The sequence below is a fragment of the Streptomyces sp. NEAU-sy36 genome (genome assembly GCF_013423905.1).
In the GTDB taxonomy this organism is placed as follows: Bacteria; Actinomycetota; Actinomycetes; order Streptomycetales; family Streptomycetaceae; genus Streptomyces; species Streptomyces misionensis.
In genome coordinates this window covers 1059127-1083390 of the sequence record NZ_CP058977.1, presented here as the reverse complement: position 1 = coordinate 1083390, position 24264 = coordinate 1059127, and the positions used below count along the sequence as shown (strand labels likewise).

At 73.9% G+C, this 24264-nt stretch carries 21 protein-coding genes; 17 read left to right on the top strand and 4 right to left on the bottom strand.

Translation table 11 applies throughout. The annotated features are described in order from the left end of the window. Positions 1-20: 20 nt before the first annotated feature. The 3 genes from HZZ00_RS04870 to HZZ00_RS04860 are packed head-to-tail and all read right to left on the bottom strand — an operon-like array spanning position 21 to position 2796. The gene (locus HZZ00_RS04870; protein ID WP_180331052.1) at positions 21-305 is read right to left on the bottom strand and encodes a hypothetical protein; all 285 of its coding nucleotides are present in this window, start codon (positions 303-305) and stop codon (positions 21-23) included. A 4-nt stretch (positions 306-309) separates the two neighbouring features. Further along, the gene (malQ, locus tag HZZ00_RS04865) at positions 310-2508 is read right to left on the bottom strand and encodes a 4-alpha-glucanotransferase (protein ID WP_180331051.1); all 2199 of its coding nucleotides are present in this window, start codon (positions 2506-2508) and stop codon (positions 310-312) included. Next, positions 2509-2796, bottom strand: a complete 288-nt coding sequence (locus HZZ00_RS04860; RefSeq protein WP_180331050.1) for a hypothetical protein — start codon at positions 2794-2796, stop codon at positions 2509-2511. It abuts the gene before it with no gap. Between the two features lie 108 nt (positions 2797-2904). Here HZZ00_RS04860 and HZZ00_RS04855 point away from each other — a divergent pair, with 108 nt between their 5' ends. The 3 genes from HZZ00_RS04855 to HZZ00_RS04845 are packed head-to-tail and all read left to right on the top strand — an operon-like array spanning position 2905 to position 5539. Further along, complete coding sequence (locus HZZ00_RS04855) at positions 2905-3438, top strand: PadR family transcriptional regulator (protein WP_070027163.1); 534 nt, start codon at positions 2905-2907, stop codon at positions 3436-3438. Between the two features lie 17 nt (positions 3439-3455). Then, the gene (locus tag HZZ00_RS04850; protein ID WP_180331049.1) at positions 3456-4154 is read left to right on the top strand and encodes an ABC transporter ATP-binding protein; all 699 of its coding nucleotides are present in this window, start codon (positions 3456-3458) and stop codon (positions 4152-4154) included. Beyond that, positions 4151-5539 carry an FtsX-like permease family protein gene (locus tag HZZ00_RS04845; protein ID WP_257585655.1) on the top strand — a complete coding sequence of 463 codons (1389 nt, stop codon included), beginning with the start codon at positions 4151-4153 and terminating at the stop codon, positions 5537-5539. The genes HZZ00_RS04850 and HZZ00_RS04845 overlap by 4 nt, the downstream gene beginning before the upstream one ends. 99 nt (positions 5540-5638) lie before the next feature. Here the strand turns inward: HZZ00_RS04845 and HZZ00_RS04840 are convergent, their stop codons facing one another. Then, entirely contained in the window at positions 5639-6175 is a 537-nt protein-coding gene (locus HZZ00_RS04840; RefSeq protein WP_070027169.1) for an HNH endonuclease, read from the bottom strand. A gap of 323 nt (positions 6176-6498) precedes the next feature. Between HZZ00_RS04840 and HZZ00_RS04835 the strand changes: the two genes are divergently transcribed. The 14 genes from HZZ00_RS04835 to HZZ00_RS04770 all read left to right on the top strand — a co-directional run bounded on the left by HZZ00_RS04835 (position 6499) and on the right by HZZ00_RS04770 (position 24245). Next, positions 6499-7602 carry a mechanosensitive ion channel family protein gene (locus HZZ00_RS04835; RefSeq protein ID WP_180331048.1) on the top strand — a complete coding sequence of 368 codons (1104 nt, stop codon included), beginning with the start codon at positions 6499-6501 and terminating at the stop codon, positions 7600-7602. A 132-nt stretch (positions 7603-7734) separates the two neighbouring features. Further along, positions 7735-8358, top strand: a complete 624-nt coding sequence (locus HZZ00_RS04830) for a Uma2 family endonuclease (RefSeq protein WP_180331047.1) — start codon at positions 7735-7737, stop codon at positions 8356-8358. Positions 8359-8487: 129 nt separating this feature from the next. Then, positions 8488-9699 carry an ROK family transcriptional regulator gene (locus HZZ00_RS04825; RefSeq protein WP_180331046.1) on the top strand — a complete coding sequence of 404 codons (1212 nt, stop codon included), beginning with the start codon at positions 8488-8490 and terminating at the stop codon, positions 9697-9699. Positions 9700-9744: 45 nt separating this feature from the next. After that, positions 9745-11088, top strand: a complete 1344-nt coding sequence (locus HZZ00_RS04820; protein WP_180331045.1) for an ABC transporter substrate-binding protein — start codon at positions 9745-9747, stop codon at positions 11086-11088. 3 nt (positions 11089-11091) lie between these two features. Continuing rightward, on the top strand, positions 11092-12033 hold the full coding sequence (locus HZZ00_RS04815; protein WP_180331044.1) for a carbohydrate ABC transporter permease: 942 nt from the start codon (positions 11092-11094) through the stop codon (positions 12031-12033). Between the two features lie 2 nt (positions 12034-12035). Beyond that, complete coding sequence (locus HZZ00_RS04810) at positions 12036-12929, top strand: carbohydrate ABC transporter permease (RefSeq protein ID WP_180331043.1); 894 nt, start codon at positions 12036-12038, stop codon at positions 12927-12929. A 7-nt stretch (positions 12930-12936) separates the two neighbouring features. Next, entirely contained in the window at positions 12937-14202 is a 1266-nt protein-coding gene (locus HZZ00_RS04805) for a 6-phospho-beta-glucosidase (protein ID WP_180331042.1), read from the top strand. Next, positions 14193-15191: an N-acetylglucosamine kinase gene (locus HZZ00_RS04800; RefSeq protein WP_180331041.1), complete on the top strand. Its 999-nt coding sequence runs from the start codon at positions 14193-14195 to the stop codon at positions 15189-15191. The genes HZZ00_RS04805 and HZZ00_RS04800 overlap by 10 nt, the downstream gene beginning before the upstream one ends. A gap of 103 nt (positions 15192-15294) precedes the next feature. Beyond that, positions 15295-16383: an RICIN domain-containing protein gene (locus HZZ00_RS04795; protein ID WP_180331040.1), complete on the top strand. Its 1089-nt coding sequence runs from the start codon at positions 15295-15297 to the stop codon at positions 16381-16383. A gap of 191 nt (positions 16384-16574) precedes the next feature. Next, positions 16575-18011, top strand: a complete 1437-nt coding sequence (locus tag HZZ00_RS04790; protein ID WP_374028515.1) for a hypothetical protein — start codon at positions 16575-16577, stop codon at positions 18009-18011. A gap of 14 nt (positions 18012-18025) precedes the next feature. After that, positions 18026-19051: a glutamate ABC transporter substrate-binding protein gene (locus tag HZZ00_RS04785; protein WP_180331039.1), complete on the top strand. Its 1026-nt coding sequence runs from the start codon at positions 18026-18028 to the stop codon at positions 19049-19051. Positions 19052-19092: 41 nt separating this feature from the next. After that, positions 19093-20367 carry a hypothetical protein gene (locus HZZ00_RS04780; RefSeq protein WP_180331038.1) on the top strand — a complete coding sequence of 425 codons (1275 nt, stop codon included), beginning with the start codon at positions 19093-19095 and terminating at the stop codon, positions 20365-20367. Further along, the gene (locus HZZ00_RS04775; RefSeq protein WP_180331037.1) at positions 20364-22868 is read left to right on the top strand and encodes a serine/threonine-protein kinase; all 2505 of its coding nucleotides are present in this window, start codon (positions 20364-20366) and stop codon (positions 22866-22868) included. Before HZZ00_RS04780 ends, HZZ00_RS04775 begins: the two co-directional genes overlap by 4 nt. Before the next feature lie 3 nt (positions 22869-22871). Further along, positions 22872-24245, top strand: a complete 1374-nt coding sequence (locus HZZ00_RS04770) for a PP2C family serine/threonine-protein phosphatase (protein ID WP_180331036.1) — start codon at positions 22872-22874, stop codon at positions 24243-24245. Positions 24246-24264: the final 19 nt, after the last annotated feature.

Genomic DNA, 24264 nt, shown 5'->3' with positions numbered 1-24264 from the left:
CGGCGAAGAGAACCGGACGGTCAGGCCTTGTTGGCCTGCGCGTCGGACTTGACGGTGATGTTGGACGAGGTGGTCTTCCCCTTCGCGCGGGACTTGTCCAGCACCATCACCAGACCGGCGATGACCCCGAACAGGGCGAGCGGGATCAGCACGTACAGGCCCAGCGTCTGGATGACGCTCAGGCCCGGGCCGGGGTCGTCGCCGTCGTCGCGGGTCAGCGCGAGCGCGGGGGACGACATGAGCAGCATCATCAGCGTCGTACCGGCGGCCAGGGCGCCGGCGCGCAGGGCGTTCTTCTTGTCCACGATCTCAAGTTAGCGAATCACCCGGAAGGCCGCGCGCCCGGGGTCCCGTAGCGACCGCTCCCCCACCCCTGAGCTGCCCGAACACCTCCAGCAGCGCGCGCAGCCGGGGCGCGGCCGTCAGTTCCTCCAGCGGCACCGGCCGGCCCGTGCGGTCCGCGATCGGCAGCCGCCAGTTGGGGTACTCCGCGCTGGTGCCCGGCAGGTTCTGCGGGCGGCGGTCGCCCACCCCGTCCGGGAGCCAGAGGCCGATCAGCCGGGCCGGGGTGCGCAGCAGGAAGCGGTGGACGGCGCGGATCTCGGCCTCCTCGTCGGTGCCGGGCGGCCCGGTGGCCGTGCTGTCCAGCAGGCCGAGGCTGCCCAGCAGGGCGAGCCATTCGGCGGCGTCCGCGGCGGCGGCGGCGCGTTCCTCGCCGGCGGGGCGGGTGAGCAGGCCGAGCCGGTCGCGCAGGTCGACGTGGTCGCCGGTGAGCCGGGCGGCGGTGGGCGGCAGGTCGTGGGTGGTGGCGGTGGCCAGGCAGTCGGCGCGCCAGTGCTCGGGGGGCAGCGGGCGGCCGTCGCCGGTCCAGTCGCGCTCGAACCAGAGCACGGAGGTGCCGAGCACCCCGCGCCGTTGCAGCGTCTCGCGGACGCCGGGCTCGACGGTGCCGAGGTCCTCGCCGATGACGACGGCCCCGGCGCGCCCGGCCTCCAGGGCGAGGACGGCGAGCATGGCCTCGGCGTCGTAGTGGACGTAGGTGCCCTCGGTGGGCGGGCTGCCCTCGGGCACCCACCAGAGCCGGAACAGACCCATGACGTGGTCGATGCGCAGGGCGCCGGCGTAGCGGAACAGGGCGCGCAGCAGGGCGCGGTAGGGGGCGTACCCGGTGGCGGCGAGGCGGTCGGGGCGCCAGGGCGGCAGGCCCCAGTCCTGGCCGCGGGCGTTGAAGGCGTCCGGCGGGGCGCCGACCGACATGCCGGCGGCGAAGACGTCCTGCTGCGCCCAGGCGTCGGCGCCGGCCGGGTGCACTCCCACGGCGAGGTCGTGCACGATCCCGACGGCCATCCCGGCCTCCCGGGCGACGCGCTGCGCGGCCCGCAGCTGCCCGTCGGTGAGCCAGGCCAGCCGGGTGTGGAAGGCGATGCGGTCGGCGAGGCCGGCGCGGGCGCGGGCGGTCGCCGCGGAACGCGGGTCGCGCAGCCCGTCCGGCCAGGCGCGCCAGTCGGGGCCGTGGACCTCGGCGAGGGCGTGGTAGGCGGCGTGGTCGTCGAGGGCCTGTCCGTGGGCGGCGCGGAAGGCGTCGTAGGCGGCCTGCCGGCCGGGGCCGAGGGGTACGGCGAGTACCTCTTCCAGCGCCTGCCGCTTCACCTCCCACACCGCGTCCCGGTCGATGAGGGCGCCCTTGTCCAGGACGGCGGCGCGCAGCCGTGCGGCCCGCTCCAGCAGCGCGTCGAGCCGGGTGCGGTCCGCGACGTACGCGTACTCGGGCACGTCCTCGATCCGCAGGTGCACGGGGTCGGGGAAGCGCCGGGAGGAGGGCCGGTAGGGCGAGGGGTCGGTGGGCGCGCCGGGCACGGCCGAGTGCAATGGGTTGACCTGCACGAACCCGGCCCCGGCGGTCCGCCCGGCCCAGCCCGCCAGCTCCGCGAGGTCCCCGAGGTCGCCCATCCCCCAGGAGCGCCGGGACAGCAGCGAGTACAGCTGGACGAGCAGCCCGTAGGAGCGGCCGGGCGGGGCGGGCAGCCGGTCGGGGGCGACGACGAGGTGGGCGCGGGCGGTGCGGCCGTCGGGGGCGAGGGCGGTCAGCCGGTGGACGCCGAGGGGCAGTCCGGCGACGAGGGCGGCGGCGGACGAGGGGGCGACGTCCTCTCCCGTCCCGGCACCGCCGTACGACTCCCAGCCCGTCCCCTCCGTACCCTCCTCGGTCTCCACCCGCAGCCGGGTGCCGGCGGGCAGGTCACCGAGGGCGGCGGGGCCGCGCGGGTCGCCCGCCCAGTGCACGACGGTCGGCGGCAGCAGCCGCTCCCGCAGCTCGCGCTCCCTGCCGGCGAGCGCGGCGCGGACCGCGTCCGGGGTGCCCGCGTCGACGCCGAGGGCGGCCAGCGCGGCGACCACGGCGGAGGCCGGGACGGTGACCGTGCGGTCGGGGGCGGGGCGGTAGGAGACGGCGACCCCGTGCAGCCCGGCGAGCCGGGACAGTTCCGCGTCCGCGGGCGCCGCGGTCATCTACGCCCCCGCCGCGTACGCGTCCGGCTCGCTGGTCAGGGAGCCGGTGTCGGCGAGTGGGGGTTCGCTGGTCAGGGGCTCGGCGTCGGGCAGCGGTGGTTCGCTGGTCAGCGGCGCGGTGGTGGCGGCGGCCTCCGCGTTGAAGGCGTACAGCCTGATCTCACCCGTCTCGCTCGACTCCATCGACTCGATGGTCTCGGCGGACGTCTCCACCAACGGTTTTCGTTCGTCCGAGCCCCGCCCGTGTTTCCACTGGGCCGGGATCGGGTTTCGGGCCGGTGCGGCCACGGGGCCTCCTTGTCCTGTGCGGCGGCCTGGGTTATCGCAGCCCTACCCCGTGAACGCGACCCCACTCACTATTCACTCAGTACATGTACTTGATGCATACTGATCACCATGAGCACCCGGCACATCCTCCTGGGCCTGCTGGAGGCGGGGCCGAGCCATGGCTACGACCTCAAGCGCCGCCACGACGAACGCTTCCCGCAGGCCCGGCCGCTGGCGTACGGGCAGGTCTACACGACCCTGCAACGCCTGGTCAGGGACGGTCTCGCGGAGATCGAGGGGACGGACGCGGACGGCGGGCCCGAGCGCACGCTGTACCGGTCCACCGCCGCCGGGGCGCGGGAACTGGCCCGGTGGGCCGGGGAGATCGCCCCGCCCGCGCCCTTCGTGGCGAACGAGATCTTCGCCAAGGTCGTGGTCTCCATCCTGGCCGGCGGCGATCCGGCCGCCTACCTGCGCGCCCAGCAGGCCGCGCACAAGGCGCGGATGCGGGAGCTGACGGCGGTGAAGACGGACCCGGGCGCCGATCTGGCGACCGTGCTCTCGGCGGACTACGCCCTGAACCACCTCGACGCCGACCTCCGCTGGATGAACACCACGGCGGCCCGGCTGACCACTTTGACCGCGGAGGTCGACACCGCATGAACCACAGGGGGGACACGATGACGGACGTGGGGGGTTCCCGGGCGCCGCTGCTGGCGGGCCGGGGCCTGGTCAAGGCGCACGGCAGGACGCCGGCGCTGCGCGGCGCCTCGATCGCGCTGGCGGCCGGCGAGATCCTCGCCGTGACGGGGCCGAGCGGCAGCGGCAAGTCCACGCTGCTGCACCTGCTGGCGGGGATCGTCCGGCCGGACGAGGGTTCGGTGACGTACGCCGGGCAGCGACTCGACCGGCTGCCCGAGCAGCGGCTGACCGAGCTGCGCCGCACCGACTTCGGCGTGGTCTTCCAGTTCGGCCAGCTGATCCCGGAGCTGACGGCCGCGGACAACGTGGGGCTGCCGCTGCTGCTGGCCGGGGCCTGCCGAGCCGAGGCCCGGCGGCGGGCGGGCGAGTGGCTGGAGCGGTTCGGGGTGCGCGGCCAGGCGGAGCTGCGGCCCGGGGAGCTGAGCGGCGGGCAGGCGCAGCGCGTGGCACTGGCGCGGGCGCTGGTGACCGGTCCCAAGGTGGTCTTCGCGGACGAGCCGACGGGCGCCCTGGACTCGCTGGCGGGCGAGCAGGTGATGACGGCCCTGGCGCGCACGGCCCGCGAGGCGGGCACGGCGGTCCTGCTGATCACGCACGACGCGCAGGTCGCGGCGTACGCGGACCGCGAGGTGCGGCTGAGCGACGGTCGGGTGCTCCCGGCGGAGGTGGCGGCGTGACGCCCGGGACGCCGGGAGGCGTGACGCGCCGGGGGCCGGGCGGCGCGATCGCGGCCGAGGCGCGGCTGGCCTGGCGGCTCGGCCGGGGCGCGGACCGGCGGGAGTGGTGGCGGGCCGCCCTGACCGCGGCCGGGGCCGCGCTGGCGACGGGCATCGCGCAGGCCGCCGTGGCGCTGGCCTCGCTGCGGGGGCAGTACCACGTGTCCGTGGGCGGCGGCCTGCTGGACCGGCCGGGCGAGCGTTCGGGGGTGGTCCTCACCCTGCTCCTGCTGCTGGTGCCGGTGCTGGGGTTCCTCGGGCAGTGCGCCCGGATCGGTGCCGTGCACCGCGACCGCCGGCTGGCCGGGCTGCGGCTGGCCGGTGCCACCCCGGCCCAGGTCCGCCGGATCGCCGCGCTGGAGACCGGCCCGGCCTGTCTGCTGGGCTCGCTGCTCGCCACGGCCGCGGCCGCCCTGGTCATGTCCCGGCTGTGGAGCGGCCCGGCGCCCGCGGCCTGGGCGGGCCTGGCGCTGGTCGCCCTCGCGGTGCCGGTGCTGGGCACGGCGGTCGCCCTGCTGGCGCTGCGCCGGCTGGTGGCGTCCCCGCTGGGCTGGGTGCGCCGGGTGCGGCCGCGCGAGGGAGGGCGGCGGTGGCCGCGGTACGCGGCCGGGTCGCTGATCGTCCCGCTGTCGGTGCTGTGCGCCTTCGGTGGCACCCGCGGCCCGCTTCCGCTGGTGGTGTTCGCGCTGGTCGTCGCGGTCGGCGCGGGCACGGTGGGGCTGGCCGGGGGCACCGCGCGGCTGGCCGGCCGGCTGGTGGCGCGGCGGGCCCGCACGGCGGCGGCGCTGATCGCGGCGGAACGGCTGCACGACGACCCGTGGGCCGCGGCCCGCACCCACGCGGCCGTGCTGCTGGTCACGGTGGTCGGCACCGGTTTCGTGGGGGTCCGGCAGGCGCTCCTCGCCGACCTGCACCGGATGCGCCGCGACCATCAGCTCGGCATGCCGATGGCCTTCTACACCACCGGCATCACTCTGGCGGGCGCCGCGGTGCTCGTCGCCCTCGCGATCACCCTGTGCGGTCTCGCCGTCGGCACCGCGGAGTCGCTGGCGGACCGCCGCCGGTCCCTGGCCGCGCAGATCGCGGCCGGGGTGCCGAGGGCGGTGCTCGGCCGGGCGCTGCTGCTGGAGACGGCGCTGCCGCTGCTGCCCGCGGTGGTGCTGGCCGGCGCCGGGGGCATGGCGATCGGCACCTGGTACGCCGCGCTGACCGGCCCCGGCCTGGTCGTGCCGTACGCCGCCCTGCTGGTGCCGGTCCTCGTGTACGGCTGCTGTCTCGCGGCGGCGGCCACCGCGCTGCCGCTGCTGCGCCGCTCGGCGCGCCCGGCGGAGCTGCGGTACGCCTGACGCACGCGGGACCGGGTGCGCGGGCACGGCCGTACGGTCCCGGGGGCGCGGGGGGCTCCCGGGACCGTACGGCCGTCGGATGCGCGAAGGCCCGGACCGTCAGGCTGAGATGCCGTCGATCCGGGCCATGGCGTCGTCCGCGCCGTACGGCTGGAGGTAGGGCAGCCAGCGCGGGTCCCTGTGGCCGGTGCCGATGATGCGCCAGGCCAGACCGGTGGGCGGGGCCGGTTTGTGGCGCAGGCGCCAGCCGAGTTCGACGAGGTGGCGGTCGGCCTTCACGTGGTTGCAGCGGCGGCAGGAGGCCACCACGTTGTCCCAGACGTGCTTGCCCCCGCGGCTGCGCGGGATGACGTGGTCGACGCTGGTTGCGACGCCACCGCAGTACATGCACCGGCCCCCGTCCCGCGCGAAGAGCGCACGACGGGTCAGAGGTACGGGCCCCCGATAGGGAACCCGGACGAATCGCTTGAGCCGGACCACGCTGGGTGCGGGGACTGTGACGGTCGCGCTGTGCATATAGGCGCCGGATTCCTCTAGGGAGACGGCCTTGTTCTCCAGGACGAGGACGAGCGCGCGGCGGAGCGGTACGACGCCGAGCGGCTCGTACGACGCGTTGAGGACCAGGACATGCGGCACGGGTGCCTCCTTGGGCGTCGGCGGCGCGTGGCTCGCGCCGGGACGATCTGCAGTCAGTCTCCCCTCATGCCTGGTGGCGGCGCCACCATGTCCCGGTAACGGGCTGGGAGTGTTTTCGACCACAGGTGATTCATCCCCCGTTTCACCGCCTGTTCAAGCCAGGGTGAGCCGTGTCTCTCCTGCGCCCCTCCTTGGCGGATCCGCCAAGGGCACACACAATGCCCCGTTAGTGTGGTGGTCCTGTCCGACCGGTGGTCCTTTCGTGATCTCGCAGCCCCTGACCACCCCGCCGGTGCGGACGCGCAGCACTGGAGGTACCTGCCGTGTCGTCCTTGCCCGTGGTCCTGACGGCCGCCGGTGCGTCGCCGTCCCCGTCGCCGTCCGGCACGGCGCCGGCCGTGCCGACGCTCCAGGACGCCCAGGAAAGCGCGACGAACGCGGCGAGCTGGGTCGAGGAGAACTGGTCGACCTGGCTCGCGATGGGTCTGCAGATCCTGCTGATCATCGTGGTGGCGGTGGCGCTGCGCGCGGTGGTGCGGCGGGCGATCACCAAGCTGATAGAGCGGATGGCCCGCACCGCGCAGGCCGTGGACGGCACCGCGCTGGGCGGACTGCTGGTCAACGCGGAGCGGCGGCGGCAGCGTTCGGCGGCGATAGGGTCCGTGCTGCGCTCGGTGGCGAGCTTCCTGATCCTGGGCACGGCGGCACTGATGGTGCTGTCCACCTTCAAGATCAACCTGGCTCCGCTGCTGGCGTCGGCCGGTGTGGCCGGTGTGGCGATCGGTTTCGGCGCGCGCAACCTCGTCACGGACTTCCTCTCCGGCGTGTTCATGATCCTGGAGGACCAGTACGGCGTCGGTGACGTGATCGACGCGGGCGTGGCCACCGGCGAGGTGATCGAGGTGGGGCTGCGCGTGACCAAGCTGCGGGGCTCCGACGGCGAGATCTGGTACGTCCGCAACGGCGAGGTCAAGCGGATCGGCAACCTCTCCCAGGGCTGGGCGACGGCCGGGGTCGACGTGACCGTGCGGGCGAGCGAGGACCTGGACCGGGTCAAGGCGACGCTGGACGAGGTCGCCGAGAAGATGAGCAAGGAAGAGCCCTGGAACGAGCTGCTGTGGGGCCCGATCGAGGTCCTCGGCCTGGACTCGGTCCTCATCGACTCCATGGTGGTGCGGCTGTCTGCCAGGACCATGCCGGGCAAGTCGGTGACGGTCGAGCGCGAGCTGCGCTGGCGGGTCAAGCGCGCCTTCGACGCGGCGAGCATCCGCATCGTCGGCGGCGCCACGGCCGTCGAGGACGTCGAGGACACCCCCGACCCCAGCGCCGCGGTGGCCGCCCCCTCGGCCTTCTCCAACGCCGACTCGCCGCAGTCCATGGCGGCGACGCCGATCACCACGCAGCGGACGGCTCCGCCGCGGAAGTAGGGGAACGGTTCAGCACGCTCGTTCGAGTGATGGGTGGGGCATTCCGGCGCGGCGGTCGTCCGGGGTGCCCCACTGTTGCGCCGGGGCACCCGATGCGGGCTTAGCCTGGCAGCAGTGCGACGAGGAGAAGCGATGAGCGCCGAACCGATCATGGAGCCGGCCGTGACGCAGATGGACCCCATCGACCTGTTGAGTGTGATCGAAGCGGCGTCACCGGTGCCGATTCGACCAGAGTATGTCGAGGGGACGGTCATCGTGCCGCCGCAGCCGGATGACGACCACCATCACGGTGCCTTCGAGCTGAGCTTCCAGTTCCGTGCGGCAGGGTTCCGCCTCGTGGGCATGGGCAACGGCTACCGCGCCGCCCACAAGGACGGCAGCACCATGGCCCTGCTCGTCCCCGACTTCTACGTACGTCGCCGCAAGGTCTCCGAACTCGACGAGTCGTACCGCAAGGCCCACAAGGGCTGGTACCCCGTCGACATGATCAGCCTGGTCGGAGAGGTCACCTCGTCCAACCACTGGACGGACACCGGTCCCAAGCTCCGCACGTACGCCGCCGCCGGCGTCCCCGTCTATGTACTCGTCGACCGCCACGCGAAGGCGGCCCACTGCTACACGGATCCCGCCCTCCCCGGCGACGATCCCGCCGAGGCGTACTACACAAACGACACCAAAGTCGACCTCGGCGACCCCCTCTCCCTCCCCGGGCCGTACCCCACCCTCGACACCAGCCCCTTCCTCCTCGCCGGCTGACGCGCCCTCCGCCCCGAGGTAACGACTCTGTTGCCTCACGGCTCCCGCGTATTGACGCCCCCTGCGCACCGGGCTTACGTTCGGCCGCAATAGGAAAGTTTCCTAACAGTGAGGCAGGTGTCGACCCCCATGGCAGGAACCGCCGGTACGCCGGGCACCCCGCGCGTGCTGCGCGCCATGAACGACCGGGCCGCACTCGATCTGCTGCTGGAGCACGGGCCGCTGTCCCGGACCCGGATAGGCAACCTGACGGGACTGTCCAAGCCCACCGCCTCCCAGCTGCTGGCCAGGCTGGAGGCGGCCGGGCTGGTGCGGGTGACCGGGACCAGTGCCGGACGGCCGGGGCCCAGCGCCCAGCTCTACGCGGTGAACCCGCGCGCCGCCCACGCCGCCGGGCTCGACGTCACCCCGGACCGCATCCGCGCCGCCGTCGCCGACATCACCGGCCGCACCGTCGGCGAGTACGAGCTGCCCACCCCCGGCCGGCGCCCCGCGCAGCCCGTCGTACGGCAGGTCACCGACGCCCTCGACGGCGCCGTGAAGGCGGCCGGTCTCGCGCGCGGCGAGGTGCACCGGCTGGTCATCGGGACACCCGGCGCGTTCGACCCGAACACCGGGCGGCTGCGGTACGCCTCGCACCTGCCCGGCTGGCACTCCCCCACGCTGCTCGACGAGCTGGCCGCCGCGCTGCCGATGCCGGTCGAGTACGAGAACGACGTCAACCTCGTCGCCCTCGCCGAACAGCGGCTCGGCGCCGCCCGCGGCCACGGGGACTTCGTCCTGCTGTGGAACGAGGAGGGCCTCGGCGCCGCCCTGGTGCTCGGCGGCCGGCTGCACCGCGGCTGGACCGGTGGCGCCGGCGAGGTCGGCTTCCTGCCGGTGCCGGGCACGCCCCTGGTGCGCCAGGTGACCCGGGCCAACAGCGGCGGTTACCAGGAGCTGGCCGGCGCCCAGGAGGTGCCGAAGCTGGCCCGCGCGCTCGGCGTCCCCGACGTGCCGTCGGGGCCGTACACCGAGGTCGCCGCGGAACTGCTGGCGCGCGCCGCCGACCACGCGGGCGGGCCGCACCGGGCGCTGCTGGAGGCCTACGCGACCCGGCTCGCCACCGGTCTCGCCTCGCTGGTCTCCGTCCTCGATCCCGAGCTGGTCGTGCTCAGCGGCTCCGCCCTGACCGCCGGCGGCGAGGTGCTGCGCGCCCTCGTCCAGGCCGAGCTGGAGGAGCTGGCCGCGGCCCGCCCCCGGCTCGTCCTCGGTGACATCCGTGAACACCCGGTGCTGCGCGGTGCGTTGGAGGCCGCGCTCGCCACGACCCGCGACGAGGTGTTCGACACCTCGCGCTAGAGCACGCGTCCTCCCCTTCCCTACCCGCCCCCGGGAGACCTCGCCATGCCCACAGCGACGCGCAGAGCCGGCGGAACAGCCGCGCTCGCCCTGACCGTCTCCGTCGTGCTGCTCGGCGCCGCGTGCACCGGGCAGTCCGGCGCGGGCGCCACGGACGACCCCACCAAAGACACGACGATCACCTTCTGGCACGCCTGGAGCGCGCCGAACGAGGTCCGGGCCGTCAGGTCCCTGGTCGCCGGCTTCGAGAAGGCGCACCCCAACATCCATGTGCGTGTCGTCGGCGACATGACCGACGACAAGATCAACCAGGCACTGCGCGCCGGTGGCGACCAGGCCCCCGACGTCGTCTCCTCGTTCACCACCAACAACGTGGGCAAGTTCTGCTCCTCGGGCGCGCTCGTCGATCTGGACCCCTTCCTGAAGAAGGACGGTATCGACGCGGCCACGACCTTCCCCAGGGCGATGAACGAGTACACCCGGTTCGACGGGAACCGGTGCACCCTGCCGCTGCTCGGGGACGCGTACGGGCTGTACTACAACAAGACGGCTTTCCGAAAGGCCGGCATAGCCCGGCCGCCCAGGACCTGGAGCGAGTTCGAGGCGGACGCGCAGAAGCTGACGATTCCGGCCGGGGACTCCTACCGGCAGCTCGGTTTCATGCCGGACTACCACGGCTGGGAGACCACCACCGAGCACTACCTCGCGCAGTTCTCCCCGACGTACTTCGACGCGAAGGGGAAGTCGCGGGTGGCCACCGACCCCGCCTTCCGGCAGGCGTTCGCGTTGCAGAAGCGGCTCGTGGACGAACTCGGCGGATTCCGGAGGCTGGAGCGGTTCCGGTCCACCCTCGGCGACGAGTGGGGCCCCAAGCACCCCTTCCACACCGGCCAGGTGGCCATGCAGCTGGACGGCGAGTGGCGGCTCGGCATGGCCGAGGCGGCCAAACCGGACTTCGAGATCGGCGTCGCCCCGCTGCCCGTACCGGACGGCAGTGAGGACCAGTACGGCAAGGGGTACATCACCGGCACCGTCACCGGCATCGCCGCCACCAGCCACCGGCAGAACGCCGCCTGGGAGTTCGTCAAGTACATCACCACGGACACGGACGCCGTGGTCGGCTTCGCCAACGACATCCACAACGTGCCCTCCACCCTCGCCGCCCTCAAGTCCCCGAAGCTCAGGTACGAACCGCGCTTCAAGACCTTCCTGGACATCGCCGCGAACCCCCGCTCCACCACCACCCCGCCCTCCGTCAACGGCGGCCAGTACCTGGTGACCATCCAGCAGCTGGGATACGACTACGAGAGCGGCAAGGCCGGGGATCTGCGCGCCGGCCTGCGGAAGGCGGCCGCGCAGATCGACACCGACATCGCGCAGGCGGAGTAGCCGATGACCGCGGTCACTCTCGCCGCCAAGCGCCGCCGCGCGGCGCTGCGCACGCTCGGCTTCCTGTCGCCCTGGCTGATCGGCTTCGCGGTGTTCTTCGCGTACCCGCTGGTCTCGACGCTCTACTTCTCGTTCATGCACTACGACGGCTTCCGGCCGCCGGTCTGGAGCGGCGGGAAGAACTGGGCCTACGTCTTCACCCACTACCCGCTGTTCTGGCCCGCCCTGCGCAACACCCTGTGGCTGGTCGTGGTGATGGTGACCCTGCGCGTGGTGTTCGGGCTGGGCATCGGCCTGCTGATCACGAAGATCAAGACGGGTACCGGGGTCTTCCGCACCCTGTTCTACCTGCCCTACCTCGCCCCGCCGGTCGCGGCCACCATGGCCTTCGCCTTCCTGCTCAACCCCGGTACCGGGCCGGTCGATTCGATCCTGGGGAAGATCGGGATACCGGCCCCGGGCTGGTTCAACGACCCGGCGTGGTCCAAGCCGGCGCTGACCCTGCTGGCGCTGTGGGGCATCGGCGACCTCATGGTGATCTTCATGGCGGCGCTGCTCGACGTGCCGGCCGAGCAGTACGAGGCGGCCGAGCTGGACGGCGCCTCCGCGTGGCAGCGCTTCCGGTACGTCACCCTGCCGAACATCTCCCCCATCGTGATGTTCGCCGTGGTCACCGGGGTCATCCAGACCATGCAGTACTACACGCAGCCGCTGATCGCGGGAAAGGTCGCCTCCGGGGTGATCCAGGGCGCCGGCACCCAGTTCGAGCCCGGCTACCCGGACAAGTCCACGCTCACCCTGCCCCAGCTCGTCTACAACCTCGGTTTCCAGCGCTTCGACTACGGCGCCGCGTGTGTCGTCGCCCTCGTCCTCTTCGCCCTGTCGATGGCGTTCACCGCACTTCTGATGCGGCGCCGGGGCGGACTGATCCAGGCAGGTGGCTGACGATGACCCACGTACTCGACCGGCCGGTGCGGCCGAAGGCGGGCGAGACGCCCGGCGACCGCGCCGCGCGCCGGCGGGAGCTGCTGCGGTGGATCGCCGTGCACTCCCTCGGTGTCGCCGCCGCCCTCTTCTTCGTGCTGCCCTTCGTGTTCCTGCTGCTGACCTCGCTGATGAGCGACAGCCAGGCGCTGAGCCGGGACCTGGTCCCGCACACCTGGGAGTGGGGCAACTACCGCAAGGTCCTGGACACCCCCGGCTTTCTCACCTGGTGGAAGAACACCCTGCTCTACGCCGGTCTCGGCACCTTGCTCACCGTGGTGTCCTCGATCCCGGTCGCCTACGCGCTCGCCAAGTTCCGCTTCCGGGGCCGGAGTCTCGCCCTGATGCTGGTGATCTCGATGATGATGCTGCCCCCGCAGGTCGTCGTCATCCCGATGTACCTCTTCTGGGCGAAACAACTGGACCTGTCCGGGACGCTGTGGCCGCTGATCGTCCCGATGGCGTTCGGCGACGCCTTCTCCGTCTTCCTGCTGCGCCAGTTCCTGACGACCATCCCGGACGAGTACGTCGACGCCGCCAAGGTGGACGGCTGCGGCGAACTGCGCACCCTGGTCCGGGTCGTCCTGCCGATGGCGAAGCCCGGCATCGCCGCCGTGGCCCTCTTCCAGTTCTTCTACGCCTGGAACGACTACTTCGGCCCCCAGATCTACGCCTCCGAGAACCCCGGTGCGTGGACGCTCAGTTACGGCCTGGAGTCCTTCAAGGGCGCGCACCACACCGACTGGAACCTCACCATGGCCGCGACCGTGCTGGTCATGGCCCCCGTGATCCTCGTGTTCTTCTTCGCCCAGAAGGCATTCGTCGAAGGCGTCACGCTCACCGGAGTGAAGGGTTGATCTCTGTATGAAACTCACCGTGGTCGGCGGCGGCTCGACCTACACCCCCGAACTCGTCGACGGCTTCGCCCGGCTCAGGGACACCCTGCCGGTCGAGGAACTGGTGCTGGTGGACCCGGCCGCCGAACGCCTGGAGCTGGTGGGCGGACTGGCCCGCCGGATCTTCGCCAGGCAGGGGCACGGCGGCCGGATCGTGACCACCGACGACCTGGACGCGGGCATCGACGGCGCGGACGCCGTCCTGCTCCAGCTGCGCGTCGGCGGGCAGGCGGCCCGGCGGCAGGACGAGACCTGGCCGCTCGAATGCGGCTGCGTCGGCCAGGAGACCACCGGCGCGGGCGGTCTCGCCAAGGCGCTGCGCACCGTACCGGTGGTGCTGGACATCGCCGAGCGGGTGCGCCGGGCCAACCCGCGCGCCTGGATCATCGACTTCACCAACCCGGTCGGCATCGTCACCCGCGCCCTGCTGCACGCGGGGCACCGGGCGGTCGGCCTGTGCAACGTGGCGATCGGGCTCCAGCGGAAGTTCGCCGCCCGCCTCGGGGTGGAACCGGCCGACGTCCATCTCGGCCATGTCGGGCTGAACCACCTCACCTGGGAGACCAGCGTACGGCTCGGCGGCCCCGAGGGCGCGAACGTGCTGCCGAAGCTGCTGGCCGAGCACGGCGACGCCATCGCCGACGACCTGCGCCTGCCCCGTGCCCTCCTGGACCGCCTGGGCGTGGTCCCCTCGTACTACCTGCGCTACTACTACGCCCACGACGAGGTCGTCCGCGACCTGCGCGGCAAGCCCTCCCGCGCCGAGGAAGTGGCCCGCATAGAGCGGGAGTTGCTGGAGATGTACGGCGACCCGGCCCTGGACGAGAAGCCTGCGCTGCTCGCCCGGCGCGGCGGCGCCTACTACTCGGAGGCCGCCGTCGACCTGGCCGCGGCCCTGCTCAGCGGCGGGGGCAGCCCGTACCAGGTGGTGAACACGTTCAACAAGGGCACGCTGCCCTTCCTCGCCGACGACGCGGTGATCGAGGTGCAGGCGGCGGTCGGTCCCACCGGCCCCGTGCCGCTGCCGGTCCCCGAGCCGGACCCGCTCTACGCGGGCCTGATCGCGAACGTGACGGCGTACGAGGAACTGGCCCTGGAGGCGGCGCTGCGCGGCGGCCGGGACCGGGTCTTCCGCGCCCTGCTCGCCCATCCGCTGATCGGCCAGTACGGGTACGCCGACACGCTCACCGACCGGCTGATCGCACACAACAGGGAGCACCTCGCGTGGGCCTGACCTCGACCGGCACCGCGAGCGTGCTCGCGATCGACGCGGGCAACAGCAAGACCGACGTGGCCGTGGTGGACACCGCGGGCCGGGTGCTGGCCACGGCCCGCGGCGGCGGCTTCCGGCCACCCGCGGTGGGCGTGCCGGCGGCCTTCGACGCGCTCGCCGGACCGGTGCGCCGGGTGCTCGCCGAGGCGGGACTCGACCGGGTCACGCACGTCTCCGCCTGTCTCGCCAACGCCGATCTTCCGGTGGAGGAGGAGCAGTTGGCGACCGCGCTGGAGGAGCGCGGCTGGGGCGGCTCGGTGGAGGTCCGCAACGACACCTTCGCGATCCTGCGGGCGGGCGTCGCCGAGCCCCTGGGCGTGGCGGTGGTCTGCGGGGCGGGCATCAACTGCGTGGGGATGCGGCCCGACGGCCGTACCGCGCGGTTCCCGGCCATCGGCCGGATCTCCGGTGACTGGGGCGGCGGCTGGGGCCTCGCCGAGGAGGCGCTGTGGCACGCGGCACGCGCGGCGGACGGGCGGGGCGAGGCCACGGCGCTCGCCCGGACGCTGCCCGCCCACTTCGGCCTGTCCTCCATGTACGCGCTGATCGAGGCGCTGCACCTGGAGCACATCGCGCACGAGCGCCGGGGCGAGCTGGCGCCGGTGCTGTTCGCCACGGCGGCCGGCGGGGACCCGGTGGCCGGCGCGATCGTGGACCGGCTGGCCGAGGAGGTGACGGTCATGGCCACGGTCGCGCTGACCCGCCTGGACCTGCTGGACGAACCGGTCCCGGTGCTGCTCGGCGGCAGCGTGCTCACCGCCGGGCACCCGCGGCTGGACGACGGCGTCCGGGCCCTGCTGGCGGCCCGCGCGCCCAAGGCCCGGGTCCGGGTCGTCACCGCGCGTCCGGTGCTCGGCGCGGCCCTGCTGGGCCTGGACCGGCTTTCCGCCAACCCCGAGGCGCTGACACGGGCGCGGGCGCACTGGGAGGTGTCCGGGAAAGGCCGTTGACCGGAAAGGGCCGGTTTATCCGGGCGATCGCCGGGATCGCGCGCCGCGCCGGAACCCGCGCGGCTAGTTTCCCCGGGTCTCGCAACCGGCGAAAGGACAGCCCGTGGAACACCAGCCCATATCCCGATGGCGCCGGGCCCGGCGCGCGGCCGCGGCCGGGCTCGGCGCGCTCGCGGTGCTCGCGGGGGTCACCGCCGGGACGGCGGCCCCCGCGAGCGCCGCCACCGCCGCCCCCGACCCGGCCCAGCTGACGGGCCTGACGCTGACCTCGGTGAGCAACGGCCGCGGTCTGGACGTGCAGAACGGCAACACCGGCGACGGCGTCTTCCTCGTCACCAACAACGCCCCCGGCTACCACCAGAAGTGGAACGCCAACCTCGGCACGGACGGCTCCTTCACCCTCGTCAACGACGCCACCGGCAAGTGCGCCACCGCCGGGCTGCCGCTCACCCAGCAGCCCTGCGACGGCCGCGCCGGCGAGCGCTGGTACTTCCAGCCGGTGGCCGGCGGCTCCGGCGCCTTCATGGTCCGCAACACCCAGGACGACAAGTGCCTGGACGTCTGGTACAACGCGCAGTACAATGACGCCTGGACCGACACCTACGGCTGCAACGGCAGCCTGGCCCAGCAGTGGCGGCTGCCCTCGGGCGCCCAGGAGGCCGCCGTCGCGGCGGCCGTCGACCACGCGGCGGCCCGCTGCGTCAAGGACACCTCCAGCTGCTCCTGGCGCACCCGGGTCCAGGCCCCGGCCGCGCCACTGCCGCAGCAGTGCGTCTCGCCCGTCTGGTACAACGGCACGACGGCGGCGGTGCCGTGGACGTTCTCCATGAAGCGCACCACCGGCTGGGGGTCCGAGCTGGGCTTCTCCCTCGGCTCCGACCTCGGCACCGGCGGCGCGTCCCCGGTCACCGCGAAGATCAGCACGCAGATCAGCGGCAAGGTCACCCAGAGCCTGACCGACGAACTCGGCAACAGCCTCACCATCAGCGTGCCGCCGGCGCAGTACGGCTGGGTCGCCCTGTCGGAGCTGGCGACGAAGGTCACCGGCACCTGGACCTTCGACGTCAACGGCTACCCCTGGACCGCCGACGACACCCTGACCGTCCCGCTGCTCAGCGACGACCAGGGCGGTGCCAGCATCTACCTGGCCCGGACCAGCGACACCTTCTCCGGCTGCGGCAGCGCTTCCTGACCGTCCCCCGCCGGATCTCCTCACGGTAAGAGGTTCCTCGGGCCGCCGGTCCGAGGAACCGAACACCTGCTTGGCACGTATATATGAACAGCGCACACCGAGATCCCCGCGAGATCCGGTGAAGGCCGGTGCGGAACGTCGGTCCGTACGGCGATACTTGCTGTCGTACGGATGACCATGGGGGAGGTCGAGTGACATACCCGCCGCAGAGCGCGGCACCGCCCGTCGCGGGTCCCGCCGCGCCCGCCGCCCCCGGCATCCCCGCCCAGCCCGGCCCCCCGCTTCCGCCGCCCGCCTCGCCCGCCCCGCCCGCGCGGCGTTCCGCGTTCGCCGAGGGCACCGACCGGCTGCGGGCCGCCGCGACCACCGAGCCGGGCCGGCTGCGGATCATCGGTGCCGTCCTCGCCCTGCTGGTCGTGGCGTTCGGCGCGGTCACCGCCTGGCAGTGCAGCCAGCGCGCGTCCGCCGCCGACGACGTGCTGCACCGCAGCCAGCCCCTCAGCTCCGGCGCCGCCGACATCTACCGCTCGCTGGCCGACGCCAACACGGCCGCCTCCAGCGGCTTCCTGGCGGGCGGCGCGGAACCGGCCGCCACCCGTGACCGGTACGAGAAGGACATCAGCACCGCCGCCTCCGGCCTGGTGACCGCCGCCGCCAACGCCGAGCCCGGCTCCGCCTCCGAGGCCACCATCGCCCGGCTGAACCGGCTGCTGCCCGAGTACAAGGGCCTGATCGAGCGGGCCCGCACCTACAACCGGCAGGGCTATCCGGTCGGCGGCGCCTATCTGCGCTACGCCAACGAGAAGATGCAGCAGGACATGCTCCCGGCCGCGGAGGACCTGTACACCAGGGAGAACGCCCGCCTGGACGCCGACTACGCGGACGCGACGCCGTACCCGTGGGCGGCCATCGCGCTCGGCGTGACCGCGCTCGCCGCGCTCGGCTGGGCCCAGCGCCGCGACTTCCTGCGCACCAACCGGGTCCTCAACCGCGGACTGGTGGCCGCCGGTTCGGCCACACTGGTCGCCCTGCTGTGGCTGACCGTCGGGCACACCGTCGCCCGGTCCGGCCTCGACGGCTCCTACGACCACGGCATCCGCTCCCTGACCGTCCTGCACGACGCCCGCATCGCCTCCCTGAAGGCGCGGGGCAACGAGAACCTGGGCCTGGTGGCGCGCGGCGCCGAGACCGTCACGGTCGACGGCGAGCAGTACGACGCCTACTACCACGGCTTCGACAAGGACATGGCGGTGCTCGGCGAGGGACTGAGCCGGGCGGCACGGCTCGCCGACGACTCCGGGGGCACCGCGCCCGTCAAGGCGGCCCAGGACAGCGCGGCGCTGTGGCGCCAGCGGCACACCGCGGCCCGTACCGACGACGAGAACGGCGACTACCAGCAGGCGCTGGACAAGGTGATCGGCGCCAAGGGCACCACCGGGGAGTGCTTCGACGGTGTCGACGGCGACCTCGCCCGCGCGATCGGCCACGAACAGGGCGAGTTCCAGCGGGCCGCCACCGCCGGGCGGGACGCCATGACCGGGCTGCCCGCCGGCGTGGCCGCGCTCGCCCTGCTCGGCGCGGCGGGCGCGCTCGCCGGGATCGGCCGCAGGCTTTCGGAGTACCGGTGAGAAGGGGCGAGGCGATGGGCGCGAGCCGGCTGCGCGGCTGGGGCGGCGTCGGCACGATGGCGGTCCTGTGCGCGCTGGCGCTGGCGTTCGTCCTGCTGCTGCCGCGCACCCTGGCCGCGCACCACCACCACGCGCCGGACCGGGCCGGGCAGCAGCTCGCCGAGGGCAGCCAGGTCCGGGCCGGCGCCTGCGAGGACGCCGAGGCGCAGAACCAGACGCTCGCCCCGTCCGGTGCGGACGGCCCCGCGATCGACGCCATCAAGGCCCGCCAGGGCGCCAAGCGCAAGCTGATCGTCGGCGTCGACCAGAACAGCTACCGCTGGGGCTACCGCAACCCGAACACCGAGGGCGCCCGGCTGGAGGGCTTCGACATCGACCTGGTGCACCGCATCGCCCAGGACATCCTCGGCGACCCGGACGCGGTGCAGTTCAAGGCCATACCGACCAACCAGCGCATCCCGGCGATCCAGGACGGCCGGGTGGACATGGTGGTGCGCACCATGACCATCACCTGCGACCGGCTCGGCCAGGTCGCGTTCTCCGCGCCGTACTTCAAGACCGGGCAGCAGGTCCTCGCCCCCAAATCGTCCCCCGTCACCGGCTACAACGGCTCGCTCGCGGGCAAGAGGGTGTGCACGGCGGCCGGTTCGACGGCGTACGCGAAGCTGGCCGCCGACAAGAAGTCCGGGACGCTGCCCGCCTCCACCGACATCTCCACCACGGTGCCCAACCAGCTGGACTGCCTGGTGCGGCTCCAGCTCGGCGAGGTGGACGCGGTGGTCACCGACGGCGCCCTCGCCGCGAGCCAGGCAGCCCAGGACCCGACCGTGGAACTCAAGGGCGCGCCGTTCACGACCGAGTACTACGGAGTGGCGATGAAGAAGGACGCCACCGATCTGGTGCGCCGGGTCAACCGGGTGCTGGTCGCCTACCGCGCGAGCGGCTGGCAGGCGTCGTACGACACATGGCTGTCGGCGACACTGGGAAGGGACTCCTCGGCCTCCAGGCCGCCCGCGCCGCAGTACCTGCGGACCAGTTGAACCGCAGCCGACCGGAACACACAGCAAGCGAGAGGTGATCGATGGGCGTCACGGACCCCGCCGGGCCGGTGATGGACCGGGACGAGGTGGACCGTGCGCTGGCCCGGCTCGGCCAGGAGCACGAGGCCATCGAGACCTCCCTGCTCGCCCTCCAGGACCACGCGGGCCGCAGACTCCTGGAGGGCGCCGAACTGACCGGCGTCACCAAGGAGCGCTGGCAGGCGGCCGAGGCGCGGATCACCCTGCTGTGGACGTACTTCGACGCCTACACGGACGCGCTGCGCGGCGCCCGCGAGATCCGCGCCCGGCGCCGCTGGTCCAGCCGTGAGGACCTGGCCGAGCTGACCGAACTGCTGCGCGGCACCTGCGTCGCGCTCGCCGGTCCGGGCGACGGCCGGCTCAGCGAGAGCTTCTCGCTGGCCGAACTGGTGGACCGGATGAACGAGCTGTACGCGACCAGCCTCGACCTGGTCGTCGCCGCCGACGCGGTCTGGTCGGCGCTGCCCGCGCGGATCGACCTGCTCGCCGCCGAACTCCAGCGCACCCGGCAGCTCGCGCACTCCGTCGGCGTGCGCCCCGGCGAGCACCCGGCCGGGGACGACCTGGAGCGGATCACCCGCACCCTGACCCGGCTGCGCGCCGACGTGGTCTCCGACCCGCTGGCCTTCTGGGTGCCCGCCGAGGGCAGTTCGGCGCCCGGCGGCGGCCGCCCCGACACCACGGTGTACGACCGCGAGGCGCGCGCCCTGGAGGACGTGCGGCGGGAGATCGACGCGGTGCTGACCGTGCGCCAGGACGCCGAGGCCCGGCTGATCCGGCTGCGGGACGTGCTCTCGCGCGCCGACCGCACCCTCGCCGAGGCCCGCACCGCGCGCGGCGAGGTGCTGGCGAAGATCGCCGCGACCGAGGTGCCGGTGGTCAGCGGCCCGCCGACCGTGCTCCAGGAGCAGCTGGCGACCGCGGCCGAGTACCGCAGGCAGGGCCAGTGGCACCGGCTGTCCCCGCTGCTGGAGTCCCTGGAGCGCAAGGCGGAGGAGGAACTGCTGCGGGCCCGCGAGCAGTTGACCGCGGTGACCGCGCCGCTCGCGGTCCGTGCCGAGCTGCGCGGCCGGCTCGACGCCTACAAGGCCAAGGTGGCCCGGCACGGCCTGGCCGAGGACCCCTTCCTGGTGGAGCGGTACGACGCCGCGCGGCGGATGCTGTGGAGCGCGCCCTGTGATCTGCGGGTGGCCGGGCAGGCGGTGCTGCGCTACCAGCGCGCGGCGGCCGAACTGCTGGACGGGGCGCCGGAGGACCGTAGGGGGGACCAGTCGTGAGCGGGGCCGGTCGGGCCTGTCAGCGGCCGGATTGCGCGGGGGTGTACGAGGACGTCGGCGGCGGCGAGCTGTACTGCGGCCTGTGCGGCCTGGCGCCCGTGGTGTCGGCCGGGGGTCCCGCCTCCGGGGCGGGGCCGGTCGGCTCGCCGCCCACCGGCGTGACCCGGGGCGCGGCCGGCAGCCGCGGCTCCGGCAGCGCTCCCAGCGCGCGCGCCTCCTCGCAGTCCGCCCGGTCGCGCCGCTCGGTCTCCGGGCGGCTGTCGCGCTCCCTTTCGGGCCGCTCCACCAGCCGCTCGGTGTCGGTGCGCAGCTCCGGCTCCTCCTCCGGCTCCTCCTCGGGGCGGGGCCGGCTGGGCGCGGGCCTGGTGAACGTGCCGCAGGTGCCGCGGCCCGACCCGCACACCATGGTGCTGGAGAATCCCGAGGTCCCCGAACGCAAACGGTTCTGCTCGCGCGCGGACTGCGGGGCGCCGGTCGGCCGGGCGCGGGGCGAACGGCCGGGCCGCACCGAGGGGTTCTGCACCAAGTGCGGGCACCCGTACTCCTTCGTGCCCAAGCTGAAGGCCGGTGACATCGTGCACGGCCAGTACGAGGTCGCCGGCTGCCTCGCGCACGGCGGTCTGGGCTGGATCTACCTCGCGGTGGACCGGGCCGTCTCCGACCGGTGGGTGGTGCTCAAGGGCCTGCTGGACACCGGGGACCAGGACGCGATGGCCGCCGCCATCTCCGAGCGGCGCTTCCTCGCGGAGATCGAGCACGCCAACATCGTGCGGATCTACAACTTCGTGGAGCACCTGGACCAGCGCACCGGTTCCCTCGACGGCTACATCGTCATGGAGTACCTGGGCGGCAAGTCCCTCAAGGAGATCGCCAACGCCCGCCGCACACCGGAGGGCAGACGCGATCCGCTGCCGGTGGAGCAGGCGTGCGCGTACGGCATCGAGGCGCTGGAGGCCCTCGGCCACCTGCACAGCCGGAACCTGCTGTACTGCGACTTCAAGGTCGACAACGCCATCCAGACCGAGGACCAGCTCAAGCTGATCGACATGGGCGCGGTGCGCCGCATGGACGACGACGAGTCCGCGATCTACGGCACGGTCGGCTACCAGGCCCCCGAGGTCGCCGAGACCGGCCCCTCGGTCGCCAGCGACCTGTACACCGTGGGCCGCACCCTGGCCGTGCTCACCTTCGACTTCCAGGGCTACACCACCGTCTACGCCGACTCGCTGCCCGACCCCGACACCATCGAGGTCTTCCGCCGCTACGAGTCCTTCTACCGGCTGCTGGTGCGCGCCACCGACCCCGACCCGGACCGCCGCTTCGGCTCCGCCCAGGAGATGGCCGAGCAGCTGACGGGGGTGCTGCGCGAGGTCGTGGCCCTCCGGTCGGGGCAGGCCCGGCCCGCCCTGTCGACCCTGTTCGGCCCCGAAGTGCGGGTCACCGACACGGAGTTGTTCCCCCCTCTCGCCGGGGACGTGTCGCGGCTGGGGGCGCGGGAGACCGGCGGGCGGGGCAGACGGCGCCCGGTGGCGGCGCCCGCGCCGCCCGTCTCCTCCCTGGTGCGGCCGGTCGACGTCCCCGCCGCCGCGCTCGCGCTGCCGGTGCCGCTGGTCGATCCCGGTGACCCCGACGCGGGCTTCCTCGCGGGTCTGGTGGCCTCGGCGCCCGGTGAGCTGATCGGGGCGCTGGCGGCGGCGCCCGCGCGGTCCGTGGAGACGCGGCTGCGAGAGGTGCGGGCCCGGCTGGAGACCGGCGACCGGCACGGCGCGCTGGCCGGCCTGGCCGCGCTGGACGAGGAGCGGCCCGAGGACTGGCGGGTGGTCTGGTGCCGCGGGGTGGCCGCCCTGGTCACCGGCGACTTCGAGGGCGCCGCCCTCGCCTTCGACGCGGTCTACGACGCCTTCCCCGGCGAGGCCGCGCCCAAGCTGGCGCTCGCCCTGTGCGCCGAGGTGCTGGGCCAGTTGGACAACGCGGCCGAGTACTACCACCTGGTGTGGGCCACCGACCTCAGCTATGTGAGCGCCGCGTTCGGGCTCGCCCGGGTACGGCTCGCGACCGGGGACCGGCAGGGCGCGGTGCGCACCCTGGAGTCGGTGCCGGAGTCCTCCATCCACTACACGGCCGCCCGGGTCGCCGCGGTGCGGGCGCGGTTGAGACAGCGCACGGCGGGCACGGGTGACGTACCGTTCCTGGACGACCTGACCGCCGCCGCCGGGCAGGTCGAGGCACTCCAGGCGTACGGTCTGGACCCGGCGCGGCGCGAGTCGCTGTCGGCGGAAGTGCTCGGCTGCGCCCTGGACTGGATACTCTCCGGGGGCACGGACACCGCCCGGCCGGCCGCCGGCGGGCGGGTGCTGCTGGGCAGCGGACTGGACGAGCGGGGGCTGCGCTTCGGCCTGGAGCGCGCCTACCGCACGCTGGCCCGGCTGGCGCCCGGCGGCGAGGAGAGGAACGAACTGGTGGAACGGGCCAACCGTTACCGCCCCCGGACGTGGGTGTAGTTGATGTCGCAGAAGCCCCAGCAGGCCGCACCGGCCACGTGCCCGAGCTGCGCGGAGCCCGTCGAGCCGGGTGACCTCTTCTGTGGTGCGTGCGGGCACGACCTTTCGGTGGTGCCCGCCCCGCCGCAGGACCATCCGACGCTGACCATGACCGGCTCCCCGGAGCCCGCGACCCCCGCCGCCGGGGAGGGTGTCCGGTGGCCCGCCCCCGAGCCGCCCGGCTCCGGCGCCACCCCGCCCGCGACGCATCTGCCGACCGATCTGCCCGGCACCGACTCGGGCGGCCACCCGCTGCACCCCATGGAACCGGCCGCGCCACCCGCGCCCGCCGGACCGGCCACGTCCGGCGTCCGCCTGGACCGGCCGGCGGAACCGGAGGAGTACCCCTTGCAGGCACCGGACCCCCAGGCACCGAACGCGCGGGCGGCCCAGGCCGGCCCGCCGCAGGAGCACCCGCAGCCCGCCTCGACCTGTGTCGCCTGCCGGGCCGGCCGCGTGGACAGCGACGGCTACTGCGAGCACTGCGGGCACGCCCAGCCCCGCGAACGCGACCACATGGAGCGGGAGTCGGGCCCGGTGGCCGCCGTCAGCGACCGCGGGCTGCGCCACCACCGCAACGAGGACGCCTTCACCGTCGGCCACACCGCGCTGCCCGACGGCACCCCGGCGGCCCTCGCCGTCGTCTGCGACGGCGTCTCCTCGGCCACCCGCCCCGACGAGGCGTCGGCCGCCGCCGCCCGGGCGGCCGGTGACACCCTGCTCGCCGCGCTGCCGCGCGGCACCCACCCGCAGGCGGCCATGCACGAGGCGATCGTCGCCGCCGCCCAGGCCGTCAACGCGCTCGCCGGGGAGCCGGACGCGGCCCGCGAGCACGACCCGCACCACAACGCCCCGGCCTGCACCATCGTCTCCGCCGTGGTCGCCGCCGGACTGCTGGTGGTCGGCTGGGTCGGCGACAGCCGCGCCTACTGGGTGCCGGACGACCGCGGCGCCCCGCCCGCCCGGCTGACCGAGGACGACTCCTGGGCCGCGCAGATGGTCGCCGCCGGGCTGATGAGCGAGGCCGAGGCGTACGCCGACGAACGGGCCCACGCCATCACCGGCTGGCTCGGCGCGGACGCCTACGAACTGGACCCGCACACCGCCTCGTTCAAACCGGACCGGCCCGGTGTCGTGGTGGTGTGCACCGACGGGCTGTGGAACTACGCCGAGACGGCCGGGGAGATGGCCGAGACGATCCCGGCGGACGCCGCCGTCCGTCCGCTGCACAGCGCCCGTGTCCTGGTCGGCCACGCCCTGGACGGCGGGGGCCACGACAACGTAACGGTGGCGGTCCTGCCGTTCCCGGCACCACCGCCGGGGGCAGGATCGGCCTGAGGCCACGGGCCGGAGGGGA

What these genes read in the sequence shown, in the direction of transcription:
- HZZ00_RS04780 (WP_180331038.1), top strand. Translation starts at nt 19,093, where the DNA reads ATGGGCGTCACGGACCCCGCCGGGCCGGTGATGGACCGGGACGAGGTG.
- HZZ00_RS04770 (WP_180331036.1), top strand. Translation starts at nt 22,872, where the DNA reads ATGTCGCAGAAGCCCCAGCAGGCCGCACCGGCCACGTGCCCGAGCTGC.
- HZZ00_RS04785 (WP_180331039.1), top strand. Translation starts at nt 18,026, where the DNA reads ATGGGCGCGAGCCGGCTGCGCGGCTGGGGCGGCGTCGGCACGATGGCG.
- HZZ00_RS04820 (WP_180331045.1), top strand. Translation starts at nt 9,745, where the DNA reads ATGCCCACAGCGACGCGCAGAGCCGGCGGAACAGCCGCGCTCGCCCTG.
- HZZ00_RS04830 (WP_180331047.1), top strand. Translation starts at nt 7,735, where the DNA reads ATGAGCGCCGAACCGATCATGGAGCCGGCCGTGACGCAGATGGACCCC.
- malQ (WP_180331051.1), bottom strand. Translation starts at nt 2,508, where the DNA reads ATGACCGCGGCGCCCGCGGACGCGGAACTGTCCCGGCTCGCCGGGCTG.
- HZZ00_RS04805 (WP_180331042.1), top strand. Translation starts at nt 12,937, where the DNA reads ATGAAACTCACCGTGGTCGGCGGCGGCTCGACCTACACCCCCGAACTC.
- HZZ00_RS04825 (WP_180331046.1), top strand. Translation starts at nt 8,488, where the DNA reads ATGGCAGGAACCGCCGGTACGCCGGGCACCCCGCGCGTGCTGCGCGCC.
- HZZ00_RS04855 (WP_070027163.1), top strand. Translation starts at nt 2,905, where the DNA reads ATGAGCACCCGGCACATCCTCCTGGGCCTGCTGGAGGCGGGGCCGAGC.
- HZZ00_RS04815 (WP_180331044.1), top strand. Translation starts at nt 11,092, where the DNA reads ATGACCGCGGTCACTCTCGCCGCCAAGCGCCGCCGCGCGGCGCTGCGC.
- HZZ00_RS04810 (WP_180331043.1), top strand. Translation starts at nt 12,036, where the DNA reads ATGACCCACGTACTCGACCGGCCGGTGCGGCCGAAGGCGGGCGAGACG.
- HZZ00_RS04850 (WP_180331049.1), top strand. Translation starts at nt 3,456, where the DNA reads ATGACGGACGTGGGGGGTTCCCGGGCGCCGCTGCTGGCGGGCCGGGGC.